This is a genomic window from Prauserella alba, assembly GCF_024171735.1.
Lineage (GTDB): Bacteria > Actinomycetota > Actinomycetes > Mycobacteriales > Pseudonocardiaceae > Prauserella > Prauserella alba.
Map to the genome: position 1 here is coordinate 612,498 of NZ_JAMTCH010000005.1, position 24,283 is coordinate 636,780.

The 24,283-nt window shown below is 70.5% G+C and carries 26 protein-coding genes; 15 read left to right on the top strand and 11 right to left on the bottom strand.

Annotated features, from left to right (window positions below):
- Positions 1-137: 137 nt before the first annotated feature.
- Together LY12_RS18470 and LY12_RS18475 are read right to left on the bottom strand one after the other, a co-directional pair.
- Entirely contained in the window at positions 138-332 is a 195-nt protein-coding gene (locus LY12_RS18470) for a hypothetical protein (protein ID WP_253827709.1), read from the bottom strand.
- A 107-nt stretch (positions 333-439) separates the two neighbouring features.
- Positions 440-649: a BldC family transcriptional regulator gene (locus tag LY12_RS18475; protein ID WP_183779939.1), complete on the bottom strand. Its 210-nt coding sequence runs from the start codon at positions 647-649 to the stop codon at positions 440-442.
- A gap of 215 nt (positions 650-864) precedes the next feature.
- Between LY12_RS18475 and LY12_RS18480 the strand changes: the two genes are divergently transcribed.
- The 3 genes from LY12_RS18480 to cds1 are packed head-to-tail and all read left to right on the top strand — an operon-like array spanning position 865 to position 2,915.
- Complete coding sequence (locus tag LY12_RS18480; protein ID WP_253858424.1) at positions 865-1,341, top strand: Lrp/AsnC family transcriptional regulator; 477 nt, start codon at positions 865-867, stop codon at positions 1,339-1,341.
- A gap of 3 nt (positions 1,342-1,344) precedes the next feature.
- Complete coding sequence (locus LY12_RS18485) at positions 1,345-1,842, top strand: DUF4229 domain-containing protein (RefSeq protein ID WP_253858425.1); 498 nt, start codon at positions 1,345-1,347, stop codon at positions 1,840-1,842.
- Positions 1,839-2,915, top strand: a complete 1,077-nt coding sequence (gene cds1 / locus LY12_RS18490) for an L-cysteine desulfhydrase Cds1 (RefSeq protein WP_253858427.1) — start codon at positions 1,839-1,841, stop codon at positions 2,913-2,915. Before LY12_RS18485 ends, cds1 begins: the two co-directional genes overlap by 4 nt.
- Before the next feature lie 204 nt (positions 2,916-3,119).
- Here the strand turns inward: cds1 and LY12_RS18495 are convergent, their stop codons facing one another.
- Positions 3,120-3,536, bottom strand: coding sequence for a CBS domain-containing protein (locus LY12_RS18495; protein WP_253858432.1), 417 nt, complete (start codon positions 3,534-3,536; stop codon positions 3,120-3,122).
- Positions 3,537-3,601: 65 nt separating this feature from the next.
- Positions 3,602-4,636, bottom strand: a complete 1,035-nt coding sequence (locus LY12_RS18500) for a baeRF2 domain-containing protein (RefSeq protein ID WP_253858441.1) — start codon at positions 4,634-4,636, stop codon at positions 3,602-3,604.
- An 822-nt stretch (positions 4,637-5,458) separates the two neighbouring features.
- On the opposite strand from LY12_RS18500, the gene thpD reads away from it, so the two are divergent.
- The 3 genes from thpD to mbp1 all read left to right on the top strand — a co-directional run bounded on the left by thpD (position 5,459) and on the right by mbp1 (position 7,015).
- Positions 5,459-6,361, top strand: coding sequence for an ectoine hydroxylase (gene thpD, locus LY12_RS18505; protein WP_253858443.1), 903 nt, complete (start codon positions 5,459-5,461; stop codon positions 6,359-6,361).
- A 19-nt stretch (positions 6,362-6,380) separates the two neighbouring features.
- A complete protein-coding gene (locus LY12_RS18510) occupies positions 6,381-6,593 on the top strand; it encodes a DUF2795 domain-containing protein (RefSeq protein WP_253858445.1) in 213 nt (70 codons plus the stop codon).
- 140 nt (positions 6,594-6,733) lie between these two features.
- Positions 6,734-7,015, top strand: a complete 282-nt coding sequence (gene mbp1 / locus LY12_RS18515; protein WP_253858446.1) for a microaggregate-binding protein 1 — start codon at positions 6,734-6,736, stop codon at positions 7,013-7,015.
- A gap of 134 nt (positions 7,016-7,149) precedes the next feature.
- Here mbp1 and LY12_RS18520 read toward each other — a convergent pair whose 3' ends face one another.
- From LY12_RS18520 to LY12_RS18530, 3 genes are all read right to left on the bottom strand, one after another.
- Positions 7,150-7,887, bottom strand: coding sequence for a GAF and ANTAR domain-containing protein (locus tag LY12_RS18520; RefSeq protein WP_253858449.1), 738 nt, complete (start codon positions 7,885-7,887; stop codon positions 7,150-7,152).
- Between the two features lie 24 nt (positions 7,888-7,911).
- Complete coding sequence (locus LY12_RS18525) at positions 7,912-8,310, bottom strand: STAS domain-containing protein (protein ID WP_253858452.1); 399 nt, start codon at positions 8,308-8,310, stop codon at positions 7,912-7,914.
- Between the two features lie 380 nt (positions 8,311-8,690).
- Positions 8,691-9,563 (bottom strand): 1,4-dihydroxy-2-naphthoate polyprenyltransferase, encoded by an 873-nt coding sequence (locus tag LY12_RS18530; protein ID WP_253858463.1) that lies wholly within the window; start codon positions 9,561-9,563, stop codon positions 8,691-8,693.
- 231 nt (positions 9,564-9,794) lie between these two features.
- Here LY12_RS18530 and LY12_RS18535 point away from each other — a divergent pair, with 231 nt between their 5' ends.
- The gene (locus tag LY12_RS18535; RefSeq protein WP_301302814.1) at positions 9,795-10,748 is read left to right on the top strand and encodes an alpha/beta hydrolase fold domain-containing protein; all 954 of its coding nucleotides are present in this window, start codon (positions 9,795-9,797) and stop codon (positions 10,746-10,748) included.
- A 12-nt stretch (positions 10,749-10,760) separates the two neighbouring features.
- Here LY12_RS18535 and LY12_RS18540 read toward each other — a convergent pair whose 3' ends face one another.
- Positions 10,761-11,996, bottom strand: a complete 1,236-nt coding sequence (locus LY12_RS18540; protein WP_253858905.1) for an AMP-binding protein — start codon at positions 11,994-11,996, stop codon at positions 10,761-10,763.
- Between the two features lie 205 nt (positions 11,997-12,201).
- On the bottom strand, positions 12,202-13,125 hold the full coding sequence (locus tag LY12_RS18545; protein WP_253858468.1) for a 1,4-dihydroxy-2-naphthoyl-CoA synthase: 924 nt from the start codon (positions 13,123-13,125) through the stop codon (positions 12,202-12,204).
- A gap of 48 nt (positions 13,126-13,173) precedes the next feature.
- Here LY12_RS18545 and menD point away from each other — a divergent pair, with 48 nt between their 5' ends.
- Together menD and LY12_RS18555 are read left to right on the top strand one after the other, a co-directional pair.
- Positions 13,174-14,880 carry a 2-succinyl-5-enolpyruvyl-6-hydroxy-3-cyclohexene-1-carboxylic-acid synthase gene (gene menD / locus LY12_RS18550; protein ID WP_253858471.1) on the top strand — a complete coding sequence of 569 codons (1,707 nt, stop codon included), beginning with the start codon at positions 13,174-13,176 and terminating at the stop codon, positions 14,878-14,880.
- Positions 14,881-15,080: 200 nt separating this feature from the next.
- Positions 15,081-15,551 carry a DUF3592 domain-containing protein gene (locus LY12_RS18555; RefSeq protein ID WP_253858473.1) on the top strand — a complete coding sequence of 157 codons (471 nt, stop codon included), beginning with the start codon at positions 15,081-15,083 and terminating at the stop codon, positions 15,549-15,551.
- A gap of 28 nt (positions 15,552-15,579) precedes the next feature.
- Here LY12_RS18555 and LY12_RS18560 read toward each other — a convergent pair whose 3' ends face one another.
- Complete coding sequence (locus LY12_RS18560; protein ID WP_253858475.1) at positions 15,580-16,407, bottom strand: inositol monophosphatase family protein; 828 nt, start codon at positions 16,405-16,407, stop codon at positions 15,580-15,582.
- Positions 16,408-16,700: 293 nt separating this feature from the next.
- Between LY12_RS18560 and LY12_RS18565 the strand changes: the two genes are divergently transcribed.
- The 6 genes from LY12_RS18565 to LY12_RS18590 all read left to right on the top strand — a co-directional run bounded on the left by LY12_RS18565 (position 16,701) and on the right by LY12_RS18590 (position 22,657).
- Positions 16,701-17,819, top strand: a complete 1,119-nt coding sequence (locus tag LY12_RS18565) for a glycosyltransferase family 4 protein (protein WP_253858477.1) — start codon at positions 16,701-16,703, stop codon at positions 17,817-17,819.
- Positions 17,820-17,833: 14 nt separating this feature from the next.
- Positions 17,834-18,997 (top strand): glycosyltransferase, encoded by a 1,164-nt coding sequence (locus LY12_RS18570; RefSeq protein ID WP_253858906.1) that lies wholly within the window; start codon positions 17,834-17,836, stop codon positions 18,995-18,997.
- A gap of 225 nt (positions 18,998-19,222) precedes the next feature.
- Positions 19,223-19,750 carry a hypothetical protein gene (locus LY12_RS18575; RefSeq protein WP_253858478.1) on the top strand — a complete coding sequence of 176 codons (528 nt, stop codon included), beginning with the start codon at positions 19,223-19,225 and terminating at the stop codon, positions 19,748-19,750.
- A gap of 32 nt (positions 19,751-19,782) precedes the next feature.
- The gene (locus LY12_RS18580) at positions 19,783-20,391 is read left to right on the top strand and encodes a DUF3558 domain-containing protein (protein WP_253858907.1); all 609 of its coding nucleotides are present in this window, start codon (positions 19,783-19,785) and stop codon (positions 20,389-20,391) included.
- Between the two features lie 80 nt (positions 20,392-20,471).
- Complete coding sequence (locus LY12_RS18585; protein WP_253858480.1) at positions 20,472-21,914, top strand: hypothetical protein; 1,443 nt, start codon at positions 20,472-20,474, stop codon at positions 21,912-21,914.
- Between the two features lie 5 nt (positions 21,915-21,919).
- A complete protein-coding gene (locus LY12_RS18590) occupies positions 21,920-22,657 on the top strand; it encodes an ESX secretion-associated protein EspG (RefSeq protein WP_253858908.1) in 738 nt (245 codons plus the stop codon).
- A 54-nt stretch (positions 22,658-22,711) separates the two neighbouring features.
- Here the strand turns inward: LY12_RS18590 and LY12_RS18595 are convergent, their stop codons facing one another.
- Positions 22,712-24,250: a class I adenylate-forming enzyme family protein gene (locus LY12_RS18595; protein ID WP_253858483.1), complete on the bottom strand. Its 1,539-nt coding sequence runs from the start codon at positions 24,248-24,250 to the stop codon at positions 22,712-22,714.
- Positions 24,251-24,283 lie beyond the last annotated feature (33 nt).

Genomic DNA, 24,283 nt, shown 5'->3' on the forward strand with positions numbered 1-24,283 from the left:
GCTGCCCGCTCCGTGGCGACTGTGCCGCGCTGCCGGGGAGGGCAGCCGTCGCCTCCCGCGGTGTTGACGGTCACTGACAAGCATGTCGGCCGCGGCCCTGGTCCATCCGGACCGGGCCGCGGCCGACGCGCTCGCAGCTACTTGGTGTCGTCCTCGTCGGGGCGTTTGGGCTTCTGTTCGCCGAGCTTGCGCAGGAATTCCGGGTCGTCGTCCGGCGCGACCGGGTTGGCGCGATTCGGCTTGGTGCCTGCGCCGACGCGCTCCTGGCTCAGCAATCGCCACACCACGACGGAGATCGTGATGGCGCCGACCACCGCGAGCAAATACAACATGCCCGCTCCTTCCCATGGGCTGACTGCCACCAGCCTAACGGGTCCGCGGCGGTCGCCGGTCCGCAACGGGCGATCCGGACACGCCGCCGCGTTCCCGGCGGAGAACCTCAGGAGTTCTGTGGTCCGTCGGGGTCGGTGGTCAGCTCCGCGAGCAGCTCGTTGACCTCGGCTTCCCGGAACCGGCGGTGTCCGCCCGGGGTGCGAATGGAACCGATCCGGCCCGCCGTGGCCCAGCGCGTCACCGTCTTCGGATCCACGCGGAACAACGCAGCGACCTCACCCGGGGTGAGCAGCCGTCCTCCTGTGGTTGCGGTCACGAATCCGCCTCCTTTGAACCACCGTTGATGTCTGTCCAGATGCAGGACTGTTCCGCAATCGTTGCACTCCGCCCGTCGGGTACTCGAACGGTGTTTGTCGAGTAAAGAGGAGGTAATGGACAAACGGGCCGGTTCGGACATTTTCCCAGGTCGTGGTGCTACCGGTGGCGAACCCGGACGGGCGCCTCGTACGGGGCGGCCTTTAACGTGGCCGCGTGGACCGCCTCGACCGGAAAATCATCGCCGCCCTCCGCGACAACGGCAGGGCGACGTACGCCGACATCGGCAGAGCCGTCGGACTGTCGCCGTCGTCGGTGCACGAGCGGGTCGGCAAACTCGAGGCCGCAGGCGTCATCACGGGTTACCACGCGACGGTGGACCCGCGTTCCGTCGGACTCGGGGTGACCGCACTCGTCGGCATTCAGCCCACCGACACCGGCTCCAACGACGAGATCGCCGACGAACTGATCGGCCTCGCCGAGGTGGAGAGCTGCTACGCCGTGGCCGGTGACGAGGCGTTCGTCGTCAAGGTGCGCGTGGAGACCGTCGACGAGCTGGAGCACACGCTCGGCAGGCTCCGCCGGATCGGCGGCGTCGCGCGCACGCGCACCACCGTCGTGCTGTCCACGCGTTTCGAAGGCAGGCCCAACAACCGTCTGCTCGACGCCGACGGCGACGGCGTAACCTCGTAAAACGTGAACGCACCAGCATCTTCGTCCGCCGCGGCCCCGGCACGGCTGGGGCGCGACCTGACGCTGTACCTGCTCGCGCGGTTCGCGCTCGTCGCCGCGATCGCCGCGTTGCTCATCGTCGTCGGGGTGCCGTTGCTGGTGGCGGTGCTCGTCGGACTGGTCGTCGGCCTGCCGCTCGGCATGCTGCTGTTGCGCGGTCTCAACGCCCGCGTGATCGCCGGGCTCGCCGAACGGAACAAACACCGCGCCAGGGAACGCGCCCGCCTGCGCGCCGAGCTGCGCGGCGAACGTGTCGCGCCTGCGCAGGCCGCGACCCCGGCTGACGACAGCGGTGACACCGAAGCAAGCGCCGCGGCCGGTGACGGCACTGCCGGCAGCACGGACGACGACAGCGTCGACAGCGCCACTGACGACGACGCCATTGACGACGACAGCGTTGACGACGCCGCCGACACCGGCAAGGCCACCGGCGGCACGGCAGGCGAGAGGACCGGCGAGTGACGGCGGCACCGACGCATCGGGAGTGGGTGCGCGAGGCGATCCGCATCATCGAGGCCGACGCCAACCGTTCCGCGGACACGCACCTCCACGTCTTCCCACTGCCGCCCGAGTGGGGCATCGACCTGTACCTCAAGGACGAATCCGTCCACCCCACGGGCTCGCTCAAACACCGCCTCGCGCGTTCGCTGGTGCTGTACGGGCTCGTCAACGGCCAGATCGGGCCGGAAACGACGTTGCTCGAAGCCTCCAGCGGGTCCACCGCCGTGTCCGAGGCGTACTTCGCGCGCATGCTCGGTCTCGACTTCGTGACCGTCGTCCCGCGCAAGACCAGCCAGGAGAAGATCGACCTCATCGAGTTCTACGGCGGGCGGTGCCACTTCGTCGACGTGCCGGTCGCGATGTACAGCGAGGCCGAACGGCTCGCCTCCGAGTGCGGCGGGCACTACCTGGACCAGTTCACCTATGCCGAGCGGGCCACCGACTGGCGGGGCAACAACAACATCGCCGAATCCGTGTTCGCCCAGTTGGAGCTGGAGCGGCACCCCGTGCCCGCGTGGATCGTCGTCGGTGCGGGCACGGGCGGCACGAGCGCCACGTTCGGGCGCTACGCGCGCTACCGCCGCTACGACACGCGCATCGCGGTCGTCGACCCGGAGAACTCTGCGTTCTACGGCGCATGGGAGACCGGTGCTCGCGACTACGCCACCGGTATGCCGTCCCGCATCGAGGGCATCGGACGGCCACGGGTGGAGCCGTCGTTCGTGCCGGAGATCATCGACGACATGTTCCGCGTGCCGGACGCGGCGTCGATGGCGGCCATCCGGTTCCTGCGGGAACGCACCGGGCACTGGGCGGGCGGTTCCACCGGAACCAACCTGCACGGCGCGTTCACGGTGATCGCACGCATGCTCGCCGCGGGGGAGCGGGGCAGTGTGGTGACACTGCTGTGTGACGGCGGTGAGCGCTACGCCAACACCTACTACTCCGACGACTGGATCGCCGAGCAGGGTTTCGATCTCGACCCGCATCTGGCGGCCCTGAACCGCTTCCTGGACACGGGCCGCTTCCCGTAAGGAAGGGACGGCGAGAGCGATCCCTTCGAGCCGCGGCTGCCGTTGTCATCCGCAACGGCAGCCGTACGCACGCCGGGTCGCGCGCAGAACGAGGAAGCGATCACGAGCACACGCCGACGGCCACGGTCGTGGGTGCGCCCGCCCGTCGCCGAGGCCCGCAGGGCGAGCCTCGGCGACGGTGATGCCCGTATCGGACGCGAACGCTCACCCGGTGGAGAGGGCCGCGACCAGTTCGCCGGTAGTGGCGTTCGGTAACGCGTGGGCGACATCCGCGATGCTGATCATGCCCACGAGCCGTTCGTCGTCGATCACCGGGAGCCGCCGCACCTTGTGCTGGGTCATGGTCGCCAGCACTTCGTCGGCGGAGTCGTCGGCGCCGATGGTGACGGCCTGTGCCTGATTGAGGTCGCCCGCCGGGAACGTCCCCGCATCCCTGCCCTGTGCGACCACCTTGACGGTGATGTCGCGGTCCGTCACGACTCCTTTGAGTTTGTTGTCCGGTCCGCAGATCGGCACGGCACCCGTGCCGTGCTGTGCCATCAGCCGTGCGGCGTCAGCCGCGGTCTGGTCTGTAGCGACGCATTCGGCGCCGCTGGTCATGATCTCTCGTGCTGTCGTCATGGGCCTTCCCTTCTTGTGCCGTCGAAATACTTCGTATCGAGGCGCCGTGAGAAGTCGAGGTGCTGTCAGAAGTTCACGGGGTAGCGCAGGATCGCGCCGACGCCCTCGTCGAGCTCGCTGCCGCTGGCAACCAGGTCGACGCCGGCGTCGGTCTGGCTGCAGGTTTTGAGCAGAAACGCCTCGCGGGTGGCCTCCGCACCGGGTTCGAGCAGCAGAGTCTCGACCGCGCCGAGCTCGGCGGCGCGCGCGACGGACTGCGCGCCCTGCACGGCGAGGTCGTGTGCCAGCGCCTTCTGCCATTGTTCGCTGCGCTGGTGTGCCCGGCGTTCGCCGGCTTCCTCGGCGATGCGTAGCAGCTCGTCGGTGAGGGCCATGTCGGACTCGTTGTGTCCCTCACCACCGCGGTCCGTTTCGGACAGAATGGTGGCGAGTTCGTCGTGCAGTTCGGCGCGAATGGCTTGGCGGCCCTGCGTTTCGCCGGCCAGTACGAGGACATGTGGCTGGAAGTTCGAGCTGATCTTGCGTAGCCGCTCGACGACGTCCTTGGCGTTCTGGCTGACTGCTTCATCGGCGCGGTTCTGGATCCGGCTGTGGGATTCCGCCTGTCCCCGGGGCTTGTGCACCTGTTCGTAGGCGCTGCCTTCGACGTCCTGCGAACCGACTTCCCGCGGTTCGTGCTGTTCGGCGATCACCAACTGGCGTACAGTCGCGCCCGTTTGGCTGGCCAGTACCACGAGCTCCCTGATCGAGCGTGCGTGTTCGCGTACGTACGGTCCCAGGTGGGGCAGCTCTTGCCAGACCGCGTCATCGCCGCCGCCGAGCGACGCATCCCAGGGCGCTTGCAACGCGACGGTCTCCGCGTTGGCGACCAGCACTCGGCCGTTGGCTTGCTCTTCACCGGAAATCGCGGGGGCGAGGGCATCGTCGAGCGCCTCGAGCGCACTTTCCGCCGCCCCTTGGGATTGCAGCCGCTCACGCAACTCACGCCAACGCAGTCGTGTCTGCTCCTTGGCGTCCTCTCCGGGCGAGCGACCCTCCAGATAGACCGTGGCGCACGGTCCTGGCTGTTCGTACACGTGCCGCAGCGCGGCCAGTCTCATGTCGGCCTCCAAACTCTTTCAGGGCGGGTTGGTACCCGAGAAATGACGAATGCAAACGTCGACCGGACGTGGCGGGAAGACAGCGCACGACGACATCGTGAGACAACAGGGTGAGACGACAGGGTGTCGCGATTGTCGGGAGCTGGACTCACCGTCCGGATCGACGGAGTCGGACAGGCTCACGGAACGCATCGGATGCGCTGCACCACACCGGATCCCGCGGTGCGCGGCGCACGCTTCGACCGCGCGGGGACTGTCCCGACCGTAATGCATTCGCGCATCGAATGCGATGGGCGTGCCGGTGCCCGGGCACGCGAGGCCTTCGATGACGCGTCGAGCGGATCGTGGCGAGCTGCCCGCGAGGGATCGTGTGGCCTCGAATCCGACAGGGGAACACCGGCTGGATCGGACCAGTGCCGATACGGAAACCGTCCCGTTCGGCGCAGGGGAGTCCCCGGGGCCTCGTCATCGATGTGCCGGGGAGGTGCGCGCCGATGGAGCCCCGAGTGCAGTAGGCCGGTGCGGGTACATCCACATCGGATCGGGCGTTTAGCCATCGCACATGGTGGTAATCCGGCCGTGACAGCGCGTCAGTTGAATGCTTCGCGGCCAGCTGGCGAGGGCCCTCGGAAGGCGGAGGGCGTTCGCACGCGGCTGTGCCTGCGTTGACCGCACTGGTCTGCTTTCCTTACGTCGGGTTTCCGCGTCTCTCCGTCTGCGCCGTTTCTCCGTCGCCGGGGTCTCCGTTCGAAGTCTTGTGGCTTCCTGCGGCTGTGTCTCGAACGATGCACATCACCTGTGCGACTGGGAGGGAGATGCCGAATGACAGTCGCCGACGTCGTCACCACAGACCGTTATCCCACCCGCCTCCGGAGCGCCTCCTCGTGGATCGAGCGTCGTGATCCCGTGGTGTGGCCCGGAGTCCGAAAAGGACCTGCTGGTCCGGGGGAACTCGCCGCGCACACGACGAAAGGTTTTCACACCCAGCGTCTGTTGGGGCCGGAAGAAGCCCGAAGGTACCGCGAGGAGCTGTACCTGCTCGCCGCCGATTCCGAGTTGCGGGGCGATGGCCGACTGGTGCTGGAGCCCGATTCGCGGGAGGTGCGGTCGATCTTCGCGGTGCACCGACTCAGCGAGGCGGTCGCCGCGCTGATCCGCCGGCCTCGGATTCTCGACCACGCCCGGCAGTTACTGGGCTCGGACGTATACGTGCATCAGAGCCGGGTCAACTTCATGCCGGGCTTCACGGGTAGTGGATTCTACTGGCATTCCGACTTCGAGTCCTGGCACGCCGAGGACGGTATGCCGGCACCACGCGCGGTCAGCCTGTCGATCAGCCTGACCGACAACCACCCCTTCAACGGTGGGCTCATGCTGGTTCCGGGTGCGCACGCCACGTTCGTGCCCTGTGTCGGGGAGACCCCGGAGGACAACTACCGTTCTTCGCTCGAGCGGCAGCGGATCGGCGTACCCGCCGAGGAGGACATCACACGGCTGGTGGAACGGCACGGGATCGAGCAGTTCACCGGTCCGGCCGGGACCGCCCTGTGGTTCGACAGCAACTCGATGCACGCTTCGGGCAACAACATCACGCCCTACCCGCGCTCGAATCTCTTCGTGGTGTTCAACAGCGTCGACAACGCTCTGACCGAACCGTATGCGGCTCCTGGACACCGACCGGAGTTCGTCGCTGCTCGTGACTTCGCCCCGTTGAGCCGAACTTGACCTCGACAAGGAGTATCCGATGACCGATGCAGATGATCGCCGGGTGCGCAAGGCCATCCAAGGCGTGCAGTTCCCGGCAGACAAGGAAACCCTGGTGGCTTACGCGGAGGCGCGCGAAGCCGAACCGCGGACGCTGCGTGCGTTGCGCGCCTTGCCGAACCGCGACTACGGCAGTGGTGACGAGGTGGCGGATGCCGTGCCCCAACGGCCCGAGCACACCCGCGGTGGATGACACCCGGCGAAGTGGCGCATTCGCCGCGGCCAACCGCCCGAGCGGAACGGGTGGTGAGAAGCGCACACGGCCGCTGAAGAACGACTCCGCACAGGCCTGTCGACCGTCGAGAATCTCCGAGACCGAAAGGAACCACGATCATGACCGAGAACCGCACAGGCGACGCCGACGAGGGCATCACCGGAGCCGTCGAGTCGGCCAAGGGCCGTCTCAAACAGGCAGCGGGTGCCCTGGCCGGCCAGGACTCACTGGAGCGTGAGGGCCGGCAGCAGCGGGAGAAGGGAGAAGCGCAGCGGGAAGCCGAGCAGAAGGAAGCCGAAGCCGAACAGGCTCGGCAACGAGCCGCCGCGAGCGAGACGCGTGAACAGCGGGAGCAGGGCCGGGAGTCACAGGACTCGCCGCCGGACTCGGCCGGCGAGTGACCGTCGTGGCCGGACCCGTACGACGCACCGCAGTGCGCACGGTTCGGGTGGCCGCTAGGCCGTGCGTGACGGTGTGGGCTCTCCCCACGGGGTGAGCGGCGGGGCAGGCTCGTCCCGCACGGCGGCCGGGCACATCAGCGTTGCTGTGCCTGGCTGCTGACGACCTCGGCGGCGATGTCGCGGAGCTTGACGTTGCGGTTCTGACTGGCTTGCCGCAGCAGCTTGAAGGCACCGTCCGCGTCGCAGCCCTGCTGCGCGATAAGGATCCCCTTGGCCTGGTCGATGACCTCGCGAGAGGTGAGGACCTGTTCCAGCTGGTCGCCCAGCTCCTGCTTGTCGGCATGCTTGAGCAGGCACCACAGCGCGCTCGCGGCCAGGTCGGCGACGAGCTGGCCGAGAACGAACGACGGGCCGAACACCTCGTCGCGCTTGGCGTAGAAGTTGAGCGAGCCGAGCACCTGTTCGCCGGCGATCAGCGGGATCGACATCGAGGACCCGACGCCCCTCGCGGCCGCTCGGCCCGGATAGTCGCCCCACCGGTGTTCGTCGTCCATGGCGGTGACCAGGACGGGCTTCCGCTCGCGCATCGCCTGCATCGCCGGGCCGTCCTCGGCGGCGTACTGCAACTCCTCCAGGTCGGAGTACTCGGCCTCGGAGCGGAGCAGGGAGATCGGCCCGCCGTCGCGCACCACCGTCACCCCGCACGCGTCGACGTCGTCGGCAGCCTGGACGGCGAGCGTCGCGGTCTTCCAGATCACCTCGTCGATGGCGTCGGTGCTGAGCATGATCTTGGGCAGCGTGCCCAGTCCTGCCACCATGTCGGCGACAGTCGTCGGTACGGGCTCCTCGCCGGCACTGTCCGGTGCGTTCATCCGCGTGGTCCTCCAGCCACCGTCCTACTGCTGCTGTGCGCTCGTGGTGCCGGACGACGGGTCGGCCGCGACCAGGTGCTCGAGTCGCGCAGCGAGTAGCCCGCGCTCGACCGCACGCGCACCACCCGAGACTACGTGCAACTCGATGCCCAGCAACGTCGCACGGTCGGCGGCTTTGGCGAGCAGCTGCAACCCGTCGACGCACAGGAAGGTGACCGCGCTGAGGTCGATGATCAGTGGGTCGGCCGTTTCGTCGAGCCGGCCGAGGATCGTGTCGGCAAGGGCCGGCACGGAGAGCTGGTCGACCTCGCCTTCGAGACGGAGCACGTCCCGGCCGCGGGTCTCGGAGCGGGGAGCCGGCGGCACCGACGAGCCGGCCGACTGCGGAAACGGCGCGTTTCCTTCCGAGGGGAAGACGGACAACAGGTCTCCTTTCGGATGCCTTGGCAGGCAGCCGCGGAGCGCCTTGTCCGAACACATGAGCCGTCAGGACGGATGGGTCGTCGTACACCGGGAACGGCACGGCCAGCGGCCACCCGCAATGGGTGGTGAGCCGGCTGGCGTTTTCAACCGTCCCCTGCATTGTAGCGCACCGACTCCTGGTGACGGTCGGTGTCGGAGCCGTTGCCCGGACCGAGCGGGTCGGAAAGCGGGCGGGCAGGCGGATACCGGGTGGGCACGGGGGCACCGGAGCAGTGGGCGGGTGCCGCGGGAGTCGGGTGCCGCTGTGTCCGGTGCCGCTGTGTCCGGTGCCGCTGTGTCAGGACCGCGGTTTCAGGTACCGCCGTGGAGTGCTTCCGGACTCAGGAGAAGGCCAGTGCTCCCCCGGCGAGGACGGCCCACGCCAGCATCGCCAGGCCGGTGTCGCGCAGTACGGGGACCAGGTCCAGACCGGTGCGCCCGCCCGCGACCACCCGGACCGGATTGATCAGCAGCAACACGGCAGCCAGCGCGACGAACGCGAGCGGATGCGCCAGCCCGAGCGCCACCGTCACCACGACCGACACCGCGGCCAGTGCGACGTAGAGCCAGCGTGAACGCGGATCCCCGAGCAGTACTGCCAAGGTGCGCTTGCCGGATTCGAGGTCGGTCGGGATGTCGCGCAGGTTGTTGGCCACCAGCACCGCCGACGACAGCGCGCCCACCGCGACCGCGCAGCCCAGCGCCTCCCAGCTGAGCGTGCCCGCCTGCACGTACACGGTGCCCAGCACGGCGGCCAGCCCGAAGAACACGAACACGGTGACCTCGCCGAAGCCCTTGTAGCCGTACGGACTGCGCCCGCCGGTGTAGAACCACGCCGCGGCCAGGCACATGCCGCCGAGCAGCAGGAGACGCCAGTGCCCCGTTGCGACCACCAGCGCCAGGCCGAACACCGCGGCCGCGGCCAGGCAGGTCACGGCCGCCGTCAGCACCTGGATCGGCAGCGCCGCGCCCGAACCGACCAGCCGCAGCGGGCCGACGCGGTCGGCGTCGGTGCCGCGCACACCGTCGGAGTAGTCGTTGGCGTAGTTGACGCCGACGATCAGCGCCAGGGCCACCAGCAGTGCCAGCAGGGTCCGCCACCACGAGAACGCCCCCAGCTGGGCGGCCACGCCCGCACCCGCGAGGACGGGTGCGACGGCGTTGGGCAGCGTGCGCGGACGTGCGCCTTCGATCCACTGTGCGACTGTCGCCATGAACCGCATTCTTTCGCGAGCCGTGTGCACCCCCGTCGGCAGGCCGGGCGTAGCCCCCGGGGGCACTTTGGTTGCATTCAACGCAACCAAAGTGCCCTTGGGGGCAATTCAGCGCCCTCCCTCCGCCCGGCCATCGCCAACTCTGCTGGCACGCCGCCCGGCGCGTACGGTCATGATCGTCCGACCTCACGCAGCGCGAATCCGCGTTCCGACACCCCGGAGTCGACTCTGATGCGCCTTCCCGAACGGGTCATCCCCCTGTATCTCCGTGTCGCCGGCAGAAATCGCGTGTTCCGCTCCCCCGGACGGGCCCAAGCCCACGTCGACCGCCTGGCGCTGCGGCCCCGTCCTTACGCACCGCCGCGTCGGCTCGGGTCCCCGGTGACCGTTGACGTATCGCGCCGCGACGGCTGGCCGGTTTACCGCGTACGCCCCGCGGGCGCCCGGCCCCGGGGATCGGTGGTGTACATCCACGGCGGAGGCTGGGTGAACGAGATCGCCGCGGCGCACTGGCGGCTGGTGGCCCAGATCGCCGCCGAGGCCCGGACCACGGTGGTGGTGCCGATCTACCCGCTGGTCCCGTTCGGCACGGCGGACGCGGTGGTGAACGCCGTCGCCGACCTCGTCCGGGAGATGGGCGAGGTGCACGGGGAGGTACGACTCGCCGGTGACTCCGCCGGGGGCCAGATCGCGCTGTCCGCTGCGATGGTGCTGCGTGACCAACACAGCGTCACCCTGCCGAGGACCCTGCTCATTTCGCCGGCGCTGGATCTGTCCTGGTCGAATCCGCGGATCCCGCAGGTCCAGCCCCACGATCCCTGGTTGGCGGTGCCTGGCGGACGCGTGCTCTCGGACCGCTGGCGCGGCGAGCTGCCCACCGAGGATCCCCGCGTGAGCCCACTCGCCGGGGAGCTGGCGCGGCTCGGTCCGCTCACCGTCTTCACCGGCACCCACGACATCCTCAACCCGGACGCGCACCTGTTGCGGGACCGCGGGAGAGCGGCGGGGGTCGAGACGGAGTTCCACGAGGGGGAGGGGCTTGTGCATGTCTACCCGCTGCTGCCCACCCGCACGGGCGAGTCCGCGAGGTCGATCATCGTCCGGCGCCTGACGGCCGGATCATCGTCGAACGGGCCGGAGCACGGCGAGCGTTCGCCGGGGTCGACGAGCATCCGGATGCCTTAGCACGCAGGAAGTTCAGTCCTCGAAGACGGCGCGGACCGCGGCACGGTCGACCTTGCCCGGGCCGATCAGCGGCAGTTCCGGCACGTATCGCAACAGCTTCGGCACAGCGGCGCGGCCGAGCCGTTCGCGGACGAGCGCACGCAGCTCCTCGTCGAGATCGCCGCGCGCCTGCGGCGGAGGCCGGTCGCCGGGCGCCTCATCACCGGATGCCGGGTCGGCGGATTCCGGCACGGCCGGTTCCGGCACGATCACGGCCGCGATCCGCTCGCCCCACTCGACGTCCGGCAGCGCCACGACACAGGCCGCGCGGACCTGCGAGTGGGCGGTCAGTGCCGCTTCGACACCGGCCGCGGGAACCTTCACGCCGCCCGTGTTGAGCATGTCGTCGATCCGGCCGAGGACCACGAGGGAACCGTCGTCGTGGAACGAGCCGACGTCGTTGGTGCTCAGCCAGCCGTCGGCCGTGAACGCCTTCGCGGTGAGATCGGGGCGCAGCCGGTAGCCGTGGGTGAGCGTCGCGCCCGAGAGTTCGATGCGGTCGCCCTCGCCGAGCCGGACGGACACGCCTTCCAGCGGAAAGCCGTCGTACACGCAGCCGCTGGCGGTCTCGCTCATGCCGTACGACGACACGGCGTGCACCCCGGCGTCCGCTGCGCGCCGGGCCAGTTCGTCGTCGAGCCGGGCACCGCCCAGCACGATCGCGTCGTAGGCCGCGGCCGCCTCCACCGCCTCGGGGCCCGCGGCGAGCAGCCGCGCGAGCTGGGTCGGCACGAGCGCCGTGTAGTACGGCCCTTCGGAATGCGGGCCGGGCGCGCCGACCAGGTCGCGGGTGGCGGCGGCGAAAGCGTCGGGGCGGAATCCCTCCGCGATGTCCAGCGTCGTCGGCGCGGCGCCCGCGAGCTGGGCGCGCGTGAGGACCTGCAGCCCGCCGACGTAGTTCGCCGGCGTGGCGAGCAGCCAGCGGCCGGGGCCGCCGAGCCGGGAGTGCGTGGCGCGCGCCGACGCCAGCAGCGCCGACGCCGACAGCAGCACGCCCTTCGCCTCGCCGGTCGACCCGGACGTCGGGATGATCACCGCGGTGTCCGGTTCGACGGGCTCGCCGGGGGCCATCGCCTCGCGCAGACTCTCGGCCCGCGGGCTGCGCGGATCCAGCGGCAGCAGCGTCTCGCCGCCGTCGAGGGCGCCGCGCAACGCCTCGTGGAGCTCGGCGACCGACGCGGGCGACCCGTCCGTGAACACGACCTGCACCGCACCAGCGTAGGCCCTGCCGTGGCGGACGGTGTTCACGAGCCGATCCACCCGGACGCGATCGGCCACGGCCCCGACACCGTCACGCCATTGGCAATCGCCGGTCGACCCCGGCCGGGGCGAACGCCAGGCCGGGGCGTGACCGGCGGCTGCGGTGCCACCCGCGCCTCGGAGCGGCCCGGACGCGTGCGGAACCGCCGCCGGGTCAGTAGGAGTACGGGTGGTCCGTCCAGTCAGGCTCGCGTTTCTCGAGGAACGCGTCCCGGCCTTCGACCGCCTCGTCCTGCATGTACGCCAGCCGGGTCGTCTCGCCCGCGAACAGCTGCTGGCCGACGAGACCGTCGTCGATCAGGTTGAACGAGTACTTGAGCATGCGCTGGGCCGTCGGCGACTTGCCGAGCACCGTCAACCCCCACCGCAGGGCGGTCGACTCCAGCTCGGCGTGCGGCACGGCCTTGTTGATCGCGCCCATCGACTCGGCGTCGGCTGCCGAGTACGCCTCGCCGAGGAAGAAGATCTCCCGCGCCTTCTTCTGCCCGACCTGCCGCGCCAGGTAGGCCGAGCCGAACCCGCCGTCGAACGACCCGACGTCGGCGTCGGTCTGTTTGAACCGGCCGTGCTCGGCCGAGGCGAGTGTGAGGTCGCACACCACGTGCAGCGAATGCCCGCCGCCCGCGGCCCAGCCCGGAACCACCGCGATGACGACCTTCGGCATGAACCGGATCAGCCGCTGCACCTCGAGGATGTGCAGTCGGCCCGCGCGCGCAGGGTCGACCGTGTCGGACGTCTCCCCGCTCGCGTACTGATACCCGGCCCTGCCCCGAATACGCTGGTCACCACCGGAGCAGAACGCCCAGCCGCCGTCCTTGGGCGACGGGCCGTTGCCCGTGATGAGCACACAACCGACGTCGGAGCGGGTCCGGGCGTCCTCCAACGCCCGGTACAGCTCGTCGACGGTGTGCGGGCGGAAGGCGTTCCGCACGTCCGGGCGGTCGAACGCCACCCGGACGACGTGCTTGCCCGAGCGGCTCTCCGTGGAACGGTGGTAGGTGATGTCGGTGAAGTCGAACCCCTCGACGGGCGTCCACGATGCCGGGTCGAACAGTTCGGATACCTGGGTGTCATGCACGCCTGGGACAATAGGCCGTTCCACCCGAACAGCCGAGGGGGCTCGCACGTGAACCCTTCCACCGCACAGGCGAGGGTCATCGTCGACGAGCTGGTGCGCAACACCGTGTCGCACGTCGTGCTGTGTCCTGGATCGCGCAACGCGCCCCTGTCGCTGGCGCTGTCGGACGCCGAGACGGCGGGCAAGCTGGCGCTGCACGTGCGCATCGACGAACGCGGCGCCGGATTCCTCGCACTGGGGATCGCGGCCCGCACCGGACGTCCCGTGGCGCTGGTGTGCACGTCCGGCACCGCAGCGGCCAACTTCCACCCCGCGGTGCTCGAGGCGGACCGCGCCGGGGTGCCGTTGATCGTGCTCACCGCCGACCGCCCGCCCGAACTGCGGGCCGCCGGTGCCAACCAGGTCATCGACCAGCAGCACCTCTACGGCGGCGCGGTGCGCTACTTCGACGAACTCGCCGTCGCCGAACGGCGCGCCGGGCAGAACGCCTACTGGCGCAGTCAGATCTGCCGAGCCTGGAACGCGGCCTACGGCGAGTGGCGGTGTGGTCCGGTCCACCTGAACGTGCCGTTCCGCGAACCGCTCGTGCCCGACACCGGCGACGGCGGTGGCGGCGCGGCCGGCGGCGTCGCAGGCGGTGCCGACTGGTACGAACCGCTCGACGGCAGGCCCCGCGGCGCGCGGTGGACCGAACTGCCCGAGTACGGCGCCCTGCCGTCGTTCGTGGTGCCCTCGGCGCGGCAGGGACTCGTCATCGCCTGCGACGCCGGGGTGCACGCCGCGAGCGAATGGGCCGCCGAACACGGCTGGCCCGTGCTGTCGGAGACCGGCGGACTCGGCCTGGGCGGTGACACGGCCATCCCGGGCGGCCCGTGGCTGCTGGGCGTCGAGGAGTTCCTGGCCGAGCACAAACCGGAACAGGTGCTGTGCATCGGCAGGCCAACCGTGTTCCGCCAGGTGCAGCGGCTGCTGTCGGACCCGGCGGTCGAGGTGCTGCTCGTCCGCCCCGACGCCGACTGGCCGGCGCCCGCCCACAACGTGCGCCAGGTGGGGCAGTGGTTCGACGCGCCGACGAAACCGTCCGATCCGGAGTGGCTCGCGCGCTGGCAGTGTGCGGACGCGGCGGCCGTCGAGGCGGTGCGCGACACGCTCGGCCGCGAGCCGTGGCCCAGCGGCCTGCGGGTCGCCGAGGAACTGGTGCACGGCCTGCCGCGGGATTCGCTGCTCGTGGTGGGTTCGTCGAACCCGGCGCGCGACGTCGCGCTCGTCGGCGGCAGGCGGCCCGACGTGCTGGTGCACCGCAACCGCGGCGTGGCGGGCATCGACGGCACCGTGTCGACCGCCATCGGCGCCGCCTGCGTGCACCGCGGCCCTTCGTACGCCCTGCTCGGCGACCTGACGTTCCTGCACGACGGCAACGGCCTGCTCATCGGCCCCGCAGAGGACCGTCCCGACCTGGCGATCATCGTCGTCAACGACGACGGCGGCGGGATCTTCTCGCTGCTGGAGCAGGGCGCGCCGGAACACCGCGACGGGTTCGAGCGGATCTTCGGCACGCCGCACGGCGCCGACCTCGCCGCGCTGTGCGCCGCGTACGGCGTGCCCCACCGCAGGGCCGACGACCTCGAACAGTTTCGCGCCGCGCTCGCCCCCGAACCGGGGCTGCGGGTCATCGAGGTACGGGCCGACCGCAGCCGCCACCGTGATCTGCACGCCGCACTGCGGGACGCGGTGACTGCGGCCGTCTCCCGCTGACCCGGCCCCGCGGGGGTGCCACGACCCCGTGGAACGTCACCGGGCTTGTGGCAGGCGCCCCCAGGGGCACTTTGGTTGCATTCAACGCAACCAAAGTGCCCCTGGGGGCAACCACCAGGTGCGCCCACGGTTGCCGGGTTGTCTCTCCGGTGCGGGTGGTGAAGGGAGGCGGGCGGGAGGGAGAACTAGGATCACGTGCCGTGACCCCTTCCGATCCGCGCAGACAGCGCGCGTGGCGTATCGGCGCGTGGGCCGTGCTCGGGCTCGCGCTGCTGATCACGCTCGAATGCGCCGTCCTGTCGGCGGGCGCGTGGGTCAACGACCGCGACATCGCGGAGAACCACGGCGCCGCGGTCGCGCAGGTCGAACAGGTCACCTGGGACCGCACCCTCATCCGCTTCGACACCCCGGACGGCGAATCGCACAACCCCGACCTGGGCGTGCTGTACCCGCAGGGGCTCAGCCAGGGACAGCTCGTGCGCGTCGAGTACGACACCACCGAACCGGACCTGGTGAAGGTCGCGGGCCGCACGTGGGTGCTCACCCTGCTCCCGACCGGCACGACGGCGCTGTTCACCTGGCTGGTCGCGGGTCCGCTGCTGTGGTTCCTCCGGCGGCGGGCGGGCGGGCGCATCAAGCCGCGCCGCCGCCGCAAACCCGCCCCGGCGTGACCGCGCGGGCGACGTCCCGGCGGCGCACTCAGTCCCGGCAGGCCGCCCACCAGGTGAGGACCTCGTCGGCCACATCCGGTGCCGCCACGAGCACGCCGTCGAGCGGGAGGGTCGCATTGCTGCCGCGGCGGTCGAGCACCACGGCACCCGCCTCCACGGCGACCCCCAGCGCGCCAGCGACGTCCCATTCGCGGTACCCGTGCAGCACCGCGGCGACCGCGTGGCCGAGGGCGACCTGGGTGACCGCCAGTGCCGACGAGCCGAGCACCCGGGTGCCCGTGTGCGCGGCCGCGGCGCCCTCCAGGAACCGCGACAGGCCCGGCCACGCGTTGCCACCGCTCAGTTCGGTGCACACGATCGACCCCGCCGTCCTGGTACGCGCCGGCATCTGCACGAGTGTGCCGTTGGCGCGCGCCCCGCGCCCACGTCCCGCGGTGTAGATCTGCCCGCGGTACGGGTCGGCAACCACGCCGACCACCGGACCGTCCGCGTCGACCAGCGCGAGACTGTACGAACACCAGGGGATGCCCGCGACGTAGTTGGCGGTGCCGTCGACGGGGTCGACCACCCAGCGGTACTCGGCGTCGCCGCAACCCGTGTCGTCCCCGTACTCCTCGCCGACCACGGGGATGTCGGGGAACTCCGCAGCCAGCACCCGGCGGGTGTGCCGTTCCAGGGTGCGATCGGTGTCGGTGACCCAGTCGAACGGCGATTCCTTCGTGGTCGGCCGGGCACCGCGACCCGCCGTCGCGGTGATCACGTCGGTGGCGTCGGTGGCGAGCCTGCCCGCCACCTCCAGGGCCTGGGAGAGCAGGCCGGGGTCGACCGGGCGCAGCGTTCGGGACGAGAGGGTCATGCCGCTCCAATGTGGCGGCCGCGAGTGTCCTGCATGCGACGCGCAGATGACACGCCGCTCGCGATCCGACGACGACTCGACCGGGCGACGGACGTGAGCCGCCGTGCCCCCAGGGGCACTTTGGTTGCGTTGAACGCCACCAAAGTGCCCCTGGGGGCGTTCAACGCCACGAATCCTCCCCTCGCGATGCGGCACTCGGCGAGTACGGCACCGGCGGCAGTGTTCGGCGACCGTTCCACGGCGCGTTACGCGGCGGTGGCGCCACGGCCGTCGAGGCCGGGCACGTTGGGGCCGTGCGCGTTGCCATCGTCACCGAGAGCTTCCTGCCGCAGGTGAACGGCGTGACCAACTCCGTGCTGCGGGTCGTGGAGTACCTGACGGCCCGCGGTGACGACGTGCTGGTGGTTGCGCCGGGCGCCGGACCGGAGCAGTACTGCGGCGCGCCCGTGGTGCGCGTGCCCGCGGTGGACCTGCCGGTGGTCAACACGCTGCCGGTGGGCGTTCCCACCCGCACCGTGCTGACCGCGCTGGCGGCGTTCGGCCCCGACGTCGTGCACCTGGCGTCACCGTTCGTGGTGGGCGCGCGGGGGCTCGCCGCCGCCCGCAGGCTCGGCGTGCCGACGGTGGCGGTGTACCAGACCGACATCGCCGGGTTCGCCGAGGCGTACGGCCTCGGACTCGGTGCAAGGGCTGCCTGGCGGTGGGTGCGCAGGCTGCACTCCCGGGCCGACCGCACGCTCGCACCGTCGTCGGACTCGGCGCACCAGCTGCGGTTGCACGGCGTGCCGCGGGTGCACCGCTGGGGAAGGGGGGTGGACGTCGAACGGTTCGACCCTGCCCACGGCGACCCCGGCCTGCGCGCCGAGCTGGCCCCCGACGGCGAACTGCTCGTCGGTTTCGTCGGCAGGCTCGCCCCGGAGAAGGAGGTCGGCAGGCTGGCCGCGCTGGCGGACGTTCCCGGGGTGCGGGTGGTCGTCGTCGGTGACGGGCCCGAGCTCGAACCGCTGCGCGAGTCGCTGCCCGACGCGGCGTTCCTCGGCGTTCGGTACGGCGACGAACTCGCCCGCATCTACGCGAGCCTCGACGTGTTCGTCCACACCGGACCGCACGAGACGTTCTGCCAGACCGTGCAGGAAGCGATGGCCTCCGGGCTGCCGGTACTCGCACCGGCGGCCGGCGGCCCGCGCGACCTCGTCGACCACGGCGGAACCGGATATCTGCTCCCACCCGAGCACGGCGAGTTCACCCGCGTGCTGCCCGGTGCGATCGACGACCTGCGCGATCGGCGGTTGCGCGCGCGGCTGGGCGAGGCCGGCCGCACGGCGGTGCTCGGCCGCACGTGGCCCGCCGTCTGCAGGAAGCTCACCGGCCACTACGACGCGGTCCGCGGCCAGATCCTGCGAGCCGCGTGAGGACGGCCATGGGGATGCACGTGGCCGTGGCCGGTGGCAGCCGTCCCGAACCCGTACCGGCACCGCCGAGGCACATCGTCCAGCTCGCCAACTTCTACGGGCCACGCTCCGGAGGCCTGCGTACGGCGCTGCACCACCTCGGCGCGGGCTACGTCGCCAGTGGGCACCGGGTGACGCTCGTCGTGCCGGGTCGGCGTCACGACGACACGACACTGCCGGACGGAGTGCGCAGGCTGACGCTGCCCGCGCCGCGGATCCCGGGCACCGGCGGCTACCGGGCCGTCGATCCGCTGCGGGTGCGCGCACTGTTGCGGCAGCTCCGGCCCGACCTGCTGGAGGTGTCGGACCGGTTGACGCTGCGCGGCATGGGCGTCTGGGCCCGTGACCACGGCGTGCCCAGCGTGGTGATCTCGCACGAACGGCTCGACCGGCTGCTGCAACAGTTCCTGCTGCCGCGGCCGCTGGCCGAGCGGGCCGCCGACGCCGCCAATCGCCGGATGGCACGCAGCTACGACACGGTCGTGTGCACCACGGCGTTCGCGCGCGGCGAGTTCGACCGCATCGGCGCGCCGAATGTGCGGCGCGTGCCGCTCGGCGTCGACCTGGCCACGTTCACTCCCGAACGGCGGGACGGCGACTGGCGCCGCGACCTCGCCGGTGGTGCCGATGCGCTCCTGGTCCACTGTGGACGTCTGTCGCCCGAGAAGCACGTGGAGCGCAGCGTGGACACGATCGCCGAGCTGGCCGAATCGGGGGTGAACGTGCGGCTGGTGGTTGCGGGGGACGGGCCGCGGCGGCGAGCCCTGGAACGCCGTGCGCGCGGACTGCCCGTGCGGTTCCTCGGGCACCTCCCGCGGCGCGACGACGTGGCGCGGCTGCTGGCCAGCGCCGACGTGTCGCTCGCCCCGGGGCCGCACGAGACGTTCGGGTTGGCCGCGTTGGAGGCGCTGGCGTCCGGCACACCCGTCGTGGTGTCCGAGTCGTCGGCACTGCGCGAGATCGTCCGGCCGGGCTGCGGTGCTGCCGTGGCAGATCGTGCCTGCGCGTTCGCCGGCGCGGTGACCGGCCTGCTCGGCAGTCCGGAACCACTGCGCAGACGACTGGCGCGAGCGCGGGCCGAGGAATTCACCTGGCTCCGCTCCGTCGACGGCATGCTGCGTGTGCTGACCTCGGCGTGAGTCCGCCTGGTGGGCTGCGTGAGCCCGCCCGGTGGACTGATCGAGTGGTATGGCCCGCGATGCGGGAACGCGCCCGTTCGGAACGGCCGTCGAAGGTGCGGTCTGGTGGTTGTGCCGGCCGTGTGGTTCCGGTCGCGATGTCCGGCATTCCCACCCCGGCCGGTCAGCGTTCCGTTACGCTGGGCTGCCGCACGACCTGAGGTGAACAACGGGGGAGGGTCAGTCATGGCGGAAGCCGACGACGTCGGTGCCGCAGCGTTCGCAGGCGCCCGAGCCAGCGGCAGTACGAGCGGCAGCACCGGTGACAACGGCAGCTTCTGGGACCAGGCGACCTTCGCGGTCAAGGGCGCCAAAGGCACCGCGACCCAGGACGGCTGGGCCACGGTGGGCGGTGCCGTGGCCTCCGACACAGGCGGCGGTGGGTCGACGATCGCCGGGGGATTCATGATGGACCCGGAGACCGCCGAAGGCATGGTCCGCAAAGCCAAGTGGATCGCCATGGAGATGCAGAAGAACTACCTTACGGCGGATAGGTTGGTCCACAGTGAGCCGCCCGCTAGAGATCCCGGTAGCGAGGCGTTCCAGTCGGTCGCGGTCGGCCTATTCGAGGTGGGTTCTGAAAGCATGAAAGCCCAGTGGCAGCGCTATACCGACATTGCGGAGAAGTTGCAGAAGGCGCTCGACGTGTACAACGAGGTCGACGAGCAGGCGGGCAAGGACGCGAAGAAGTCCGGCGAAGGGCTGGTCCATTGAGGTATCTGGGCAGGACCGCGGCGTTGGTCGCCGTGGTGGTGGTTGCGACGGCGTGCTCGGGCGAGTCTGACGGCCAGCCGCAACTCGAGCCGTCCAGCCCGGCAGAATCGATGCCGTCCGCGGCACCGAGCAGCGCAGCCAGCGGTGACCAGGAGCTGCCGCACAGCGGAGCACCAGCCGTGTCGGACCCGCTTCCGAGGTCTGTCCTGGACGGAGATCCGTGCGTTGACGCCCTGAGCCAAGCCCAGGCCAAGGAACTTCTCGGAGATGCTGTCACCAGCGAAGATGACGATTTGCCGGATTTGGGTCCGGGGTGTTATTGGTCAAACCAGGAGACCTTGGCGTCGTTTGGTTTGAACTATGACCTGCGAACTGGCCAGGGCTTGAGTGCCACGTACGCCAACGCAAAGCCGCAGAGGCAATTCAAGGCGATTGAGCCCATCGATGGCTTTCCTGCAGTGCAGTACCACGAGGGTGATGTGGACCGCGCATGTACCACGGTTGTCGGCCTCGCGGACGAGTATGCGGTGGTCATGTCGCTGGCCATCGGCACCAAGGGAGCTGAAGAAGGCGACGATCCGTGTGAAGCTGGTCGGATCGTGATGGAACGGGTCGTCGGCAATCTGAAGGCGAAGGCCTGAACCGTACGAATCTGGCATGATGCCGCGTAGCGAGGACTGCTGCGGAAATCGAAGGGGCCGCGGGGCACAGGGGGAGCGTGATGGGGAAGTTGTTCGGACCCCAGGACGAGTTGGCCAACCAGAAGGCGAAGATCCTGATGGAGCAGGTCAACCCGTTCTCCGGGTCGATGGAGCTGCACGAGCTGGTGCGCCGCGTCCGCGAGGGGGACGCGGCGAAGTGGCAGACCACGGCCGAGGAGATGTCCGGCGTCGCCGCCGGCAACGAGGAAGCCGCGAACGCGGGACGCGAGATGCTCCAGGCACTGGAGAGCTCCTGGTCCGGAGAGGGCGCCGAGGCTGCTTCTCAGGCTGTCGGCTCCAGCATCAAGGTGACACAGGACGCGGCCGACATCTACCAGCGCAATTCCGCCCACCTCACGACGAACTCCGGACAGTTCGAGGACATCAAGAACCGGCTCCCCGACGTGCCCGCCAAGGAGCCCGAGACGGGCGCGTGGGACACCGTCACGCCGTGGGACACCGACGCCGAGGACGCGGCCAACAAGTACAAGGCCGACGTCGAGGCCGCCCGGTCGATGTACTCCGGCTACGAGGGCAACGTCCACCGGTCCGCCTACGACATGCAGGCCGACTTCGGGCAGATGGAGGACCTCGGCGGCGACTTCGGTTCCATGGAGCGCGGCGGCTCGGGCTCCGGTGACGACTCGGGCTCGGGAGTCATCGACATTCCCGGCACCGGTGACGGCGGCAGCGGTGACACGAGTCGTCCCGGTGGTTACGACGGCTCGGTCGGCGGTGGTCCCGAGCGGGGTGGCACGCCGGTCCCGCCCGGTGGCGGATACCAGTCGCCGCACGTTCCGACGCCGACCGGCCCGAACTCGCCGAACGACAGTACCGGCACCTCCGGTTACACCTCACCGAGCACGGTGACCCCGCCAGCGGCGAACTACCCGACGCCGAACGCCCCCGGCGTGCCCGGCAACACCGGTTACGGCCCGAACGGCGGCCCCGGTACGGGCTTCGGCACTTCGGGTTATGGCGCTCCCGGATTCGGTCCGCGGGGCACCCCGGGGACCAGCGGGTTCGGCCCCGGCGGCTCGTCGAGCGGAGGCACGGGCGGACGGTTCTCTGCGCCCGGCATGGGACGCGCAGGCGGCTATTCCGGAGGCGGCGGTTACTCCGGCGCAGGTGCCGCAGGTGGTGGCGGCGGCGCGCCCGGCTCCGGCGCCGCACCGGGCGCGGGCCGCATGACCGGCGCGTCCCCCGGCGGCTTCGGTCCGACCGGCTCCGGCGGGGCGGCCGCCGCGGGTGGCGGCTCGGGTTCCGGCGCCGCGGGCGGCCGTGGCGGAATGATGGGCGGCATGGGCGGCGCGGGCCGCGGCGGCCAGGGTGGCGACGACGAGGAACACCAGCGCAAGTACCTCGCCGACACCGATGAGGCGTTCACGCTGACCGACGAGGGTGAAGTGCTGCGTGACCCGGTCACCGGCCACGTCGTCACCCCGCCCACCATCGGCGAGTGACCGCCATGGCCGTACTGCACCGTCCCGTCGTGATGCGGCGGGAGATCCTGCTGCGCGTGTGGGAACTCGAAGGGCTCGGCGACACCCACCCGGTTCTCGGTGCGCGCACGAAGTACGTGCCCATGGATCTCACGGGCGAGACGAACCGGGAATGCTTCCGCGTGCTGGAAGAATTGGGACTCGCCGAGGGCGAAACCCCCACCCGCGAATTCCGCGTCGCGCTGCGGGTGCTGAACTCACCGGTCCGGGACCTGTACTGCTACAGCGAAACCGGCCGCGGAAAAGTCCAGTTCGCCGCCGCGTCGGGCGGTGGCGTGACCGTGGGTGTGCAGGCGGACGGGGACGTCGTGACGCTGGTGACCACGGGTGAGAACGAGCTGGTCGACGGGTTCCTCTCCGAGCTTCCCGAATTCCCGCCCTCGTCGACCCCGCCGCTGCACACGACGAGACAGGAATTCGCGCAGCGCGACGAGAACCACGACATGTTCGCCGCGAAACAGAGCCCCGAAAAGCAGCTCGAAAACACGATGAAGGCGCCGCGGCTGGGCGTGCACCAAGTGTACGCAGGGGGCCGTAGCTCCGACGGCCGCTACCGCAGCAGCAAACCGTTCACCGTCGTCGACATCCGCGACCGGGGACGTGTCCTCACGTTCGCCGACCCCGACGGCGGGCTCCACTGCCTGCCGGGCGATGCCGGCACGTTGACGAAAACGTTCCTCGCCACGTGGCAGTCCCTGCCCTGACCGGCCGAATCGGCGTCGGCGCGGGGCTGGGGACCGCCGCCGGTGCCGGGAACGTCACCGCAGGGGATCGCCCCATTCGACGTCACTGCGCAACCGGTCCTTGAGGAGCTTGCCGCCCGGGTTCCTGGGCAACGGCCGGTCGGAGACCACCATGTACTGCGGGAGCTTGAACTCGGCCAGCTGCCCGCGGCAGTGTTCGATCACCGCATCGATGTCGACCTGCTCGCCGCTGCCGTGGATCACCGCCCCGACCTTCTCACCCATCACCTCGTCGGCCACGGCGACGACGGCGGCCTCGGCGACACCGGGCGCCCCGGCCAGCGCTGCCTCGACCTCGATGCTGGAGATGTTCTCGCCGCCGCGGTTGATGATGTCCTTGATCCGGTCGACGATGTGCACCCGGCCAGCGTCGTCGACACGGACGACGTCACCGGTGTGCAGCCAACCGTCCACAATGGTCGCCGCATCGGCTTCGGGGCGGTTCCAGTAACCGCCGGTCACGTTGGCGCCGCGCACCACCAGTTCGCCGACCTCGGGATCGTCGCCGAGCGGCGATATTCCGAGCCGCACCGAGGGGACCGCGTAGCCCACCGAGTCGGCGTGATCGACCGCGTCGTCGTCGGGCAGGACCGTCACGAGCGAGGCCGTCTCGGTCATGCCGTACCCGTTGAACACCTGCGCGCGGGGAAACGCCCGCTTGAGCGAGGCCACCAGCGAGGGCTCGATCGGCGCTCCGCCGTAGCCCACCCAGCGCACGGCCGAGACGTCCGCGGCGGCGAAGGTATCGCGGCGCAGCACCAACGCATACACCGCGGGCACGGTGACCAGCAGCGAAATGCGTTCCTCGGACAGGGTGGAGATCAGCTCTCCGACATCCAGCGACGGCATGATCACCGCGGTGCCGCCGAGGCGGACGGCGGTCAACAGCTGCGAGTTGCAGCCCGTCACGTGGAACAGCGGCACCGAGACCAGTGTCCGCAGCCCCTCGCCCACGTCGCGCGGGACGCCGAGGCAGCGAGCCATGTTCTCGGCGTTGGTCACGAACGCCTCGTGGGTGGTGGGAACCCCTTTGGGCTTGCCGGTCGTACCGGAGGTGTAGAACAACGCCGCCACGTCGTCGGCCGCCGCGTCCTCGGTGACGTACGGTTCGCCGTCGGGCAGTGGCGCGTCGGCTACGAGGTCCACCACCGTGCCGGAATCGGTGAGGACGAACTCGACCTCCGGTTGCGCCGAACGCGTGTTGACCGCGACGGCCACGGCCCCGGCCATCACCGTTCCCCAGAACGCCAGCACCCAATCCGCGCCCGCGGCGTAGCGAACCGCCACCCGGTCACCCGGGCCGACGCCGCGGGCACGCAGCCCTCCGGCCACACGGGACGCACGGTCCCACAACTGCCGGTAGGTCAGCCGCTCCGCGCCCAGCTCCACCACGGCCTCGCTGTCCGGACGCTCGTCGACCTGCGTCCGGAGGAGATCGAGCAGAGTCGCCGGCAGGTCGTCGTAGCGCGGCGCACCGTCGAGTTGCGACACACCGTCGGTCGGAAACGGGTTGTGGCGGCGTGGAATCTCGAACACCGCCCGGTCGGTTGCCATCGTCGCGCTCCTCCCTCGGTCGGAACCCGGCAC

Bases quoted from the DNA above. Each gene is read 5' to 3' on its own strand.
- LY12_RS18470 (WP_253827709.1), bottom strand. From the start codon at position 332: ATGTTGTATTTGCTCGCGGTGGTCGGCGCCATCACGATCTCCGTCGTG.
- LY12_RS18495 (WP_253858432.1), bottom strand. From the start codon at position 3,536: ATGACGACAGCACGAGAGATCATGACCAGCGGCGCCGAATGCGTCGCT.
- LY12_RS18500 (WP_253858441.1), bottom strand. From the start codon at position 4,636: ATGAGACTGGCCGCGCTGCGGCACGTGTACGAACAGCCAGGACCGTGC.
- thpD (WP_253858443.1), top strand. From the start codon at position 5,459: ATGACAGTCGCCGACGTCGTCACCACAGACCGTTATCCCACCCGCCTC.
- LY12_RS18510 (WP_253858445.1), top strand. From the start codon at position 6,381: ATGACCGATGCAGATGATCGCCGGGTGCGCAAGGCCATCCAAGGCGTG.
- mbp1 (WP_253858446.1), top strand. From the start codon at position 6,734: ATGACCGAGAACCGCACAGGCGACGCCGACGAGGGCATCACCGGAGCC.
- LY12_RS18520 (WP_253858449.1), bottom strand. From the start codon at position 7,887: ATGAACGCACCGGACAGTGCCGGCGAGGAGCCCGTACCGACGACTGTC.
- LY12_RS18530 (WP_253858463.1), bottom strand. From the start codon at position 9,563: ATGGCGACAGTCGCACAGTGGATCGAAGGCGCACGTCCGCGCACGCTG.
- LY12_RS18535 (WP_301302814.1), top strand. From the start codon at position 9,795: ATGCGCCTTCCCGAACGGGTCATCCCCCTGTATCTCCGTGTCGCCGGC.
- LY12_RS18560 (WP_253858475.1), bottom strand. From the start codon at position 16,407: ATGACCCTCTCGTCCCGAACGCTGCGCCCGGTCGACCCCGGCCTGCTC.
- LY12_RS18570 (WP_253858906.1), top strand. From the start codon at position 17,834: ATGCACGTGGCCGTGGCCGGTGGCAGCCGTCCCGAACCCGTACCGGCA.
- LY12_RS18575 (WP_253858478.1), top strand. From the start codon at position 19,223: ATGGCGGAAGCCGACGACGTCGGTGCCGCAGCGTTCGCAGGCGCCCGA.
- LY12_RS18585 (WP_253858480.1), top strand. From the start codon at position 20,472: ATGGGGAAGTTGTTCGGACCCCAGGACGAGTTGGCCAACCAGAAGGCG.
- LY12_RS18590 (WP_253858908.1), top strand. From the start codon at position 21,920: ATGGCCGTACTGCACCGTCCCGTCGTGATGCGGCGGGAGATCCTGCTG.
- LY12_RS18595 (WP_253858483.1), bottom strand. From the start codon at position 24,250: ATGGCAACCGACCGGGCGGTGTTCGAGATTCCACGCCGCCACAACCCG.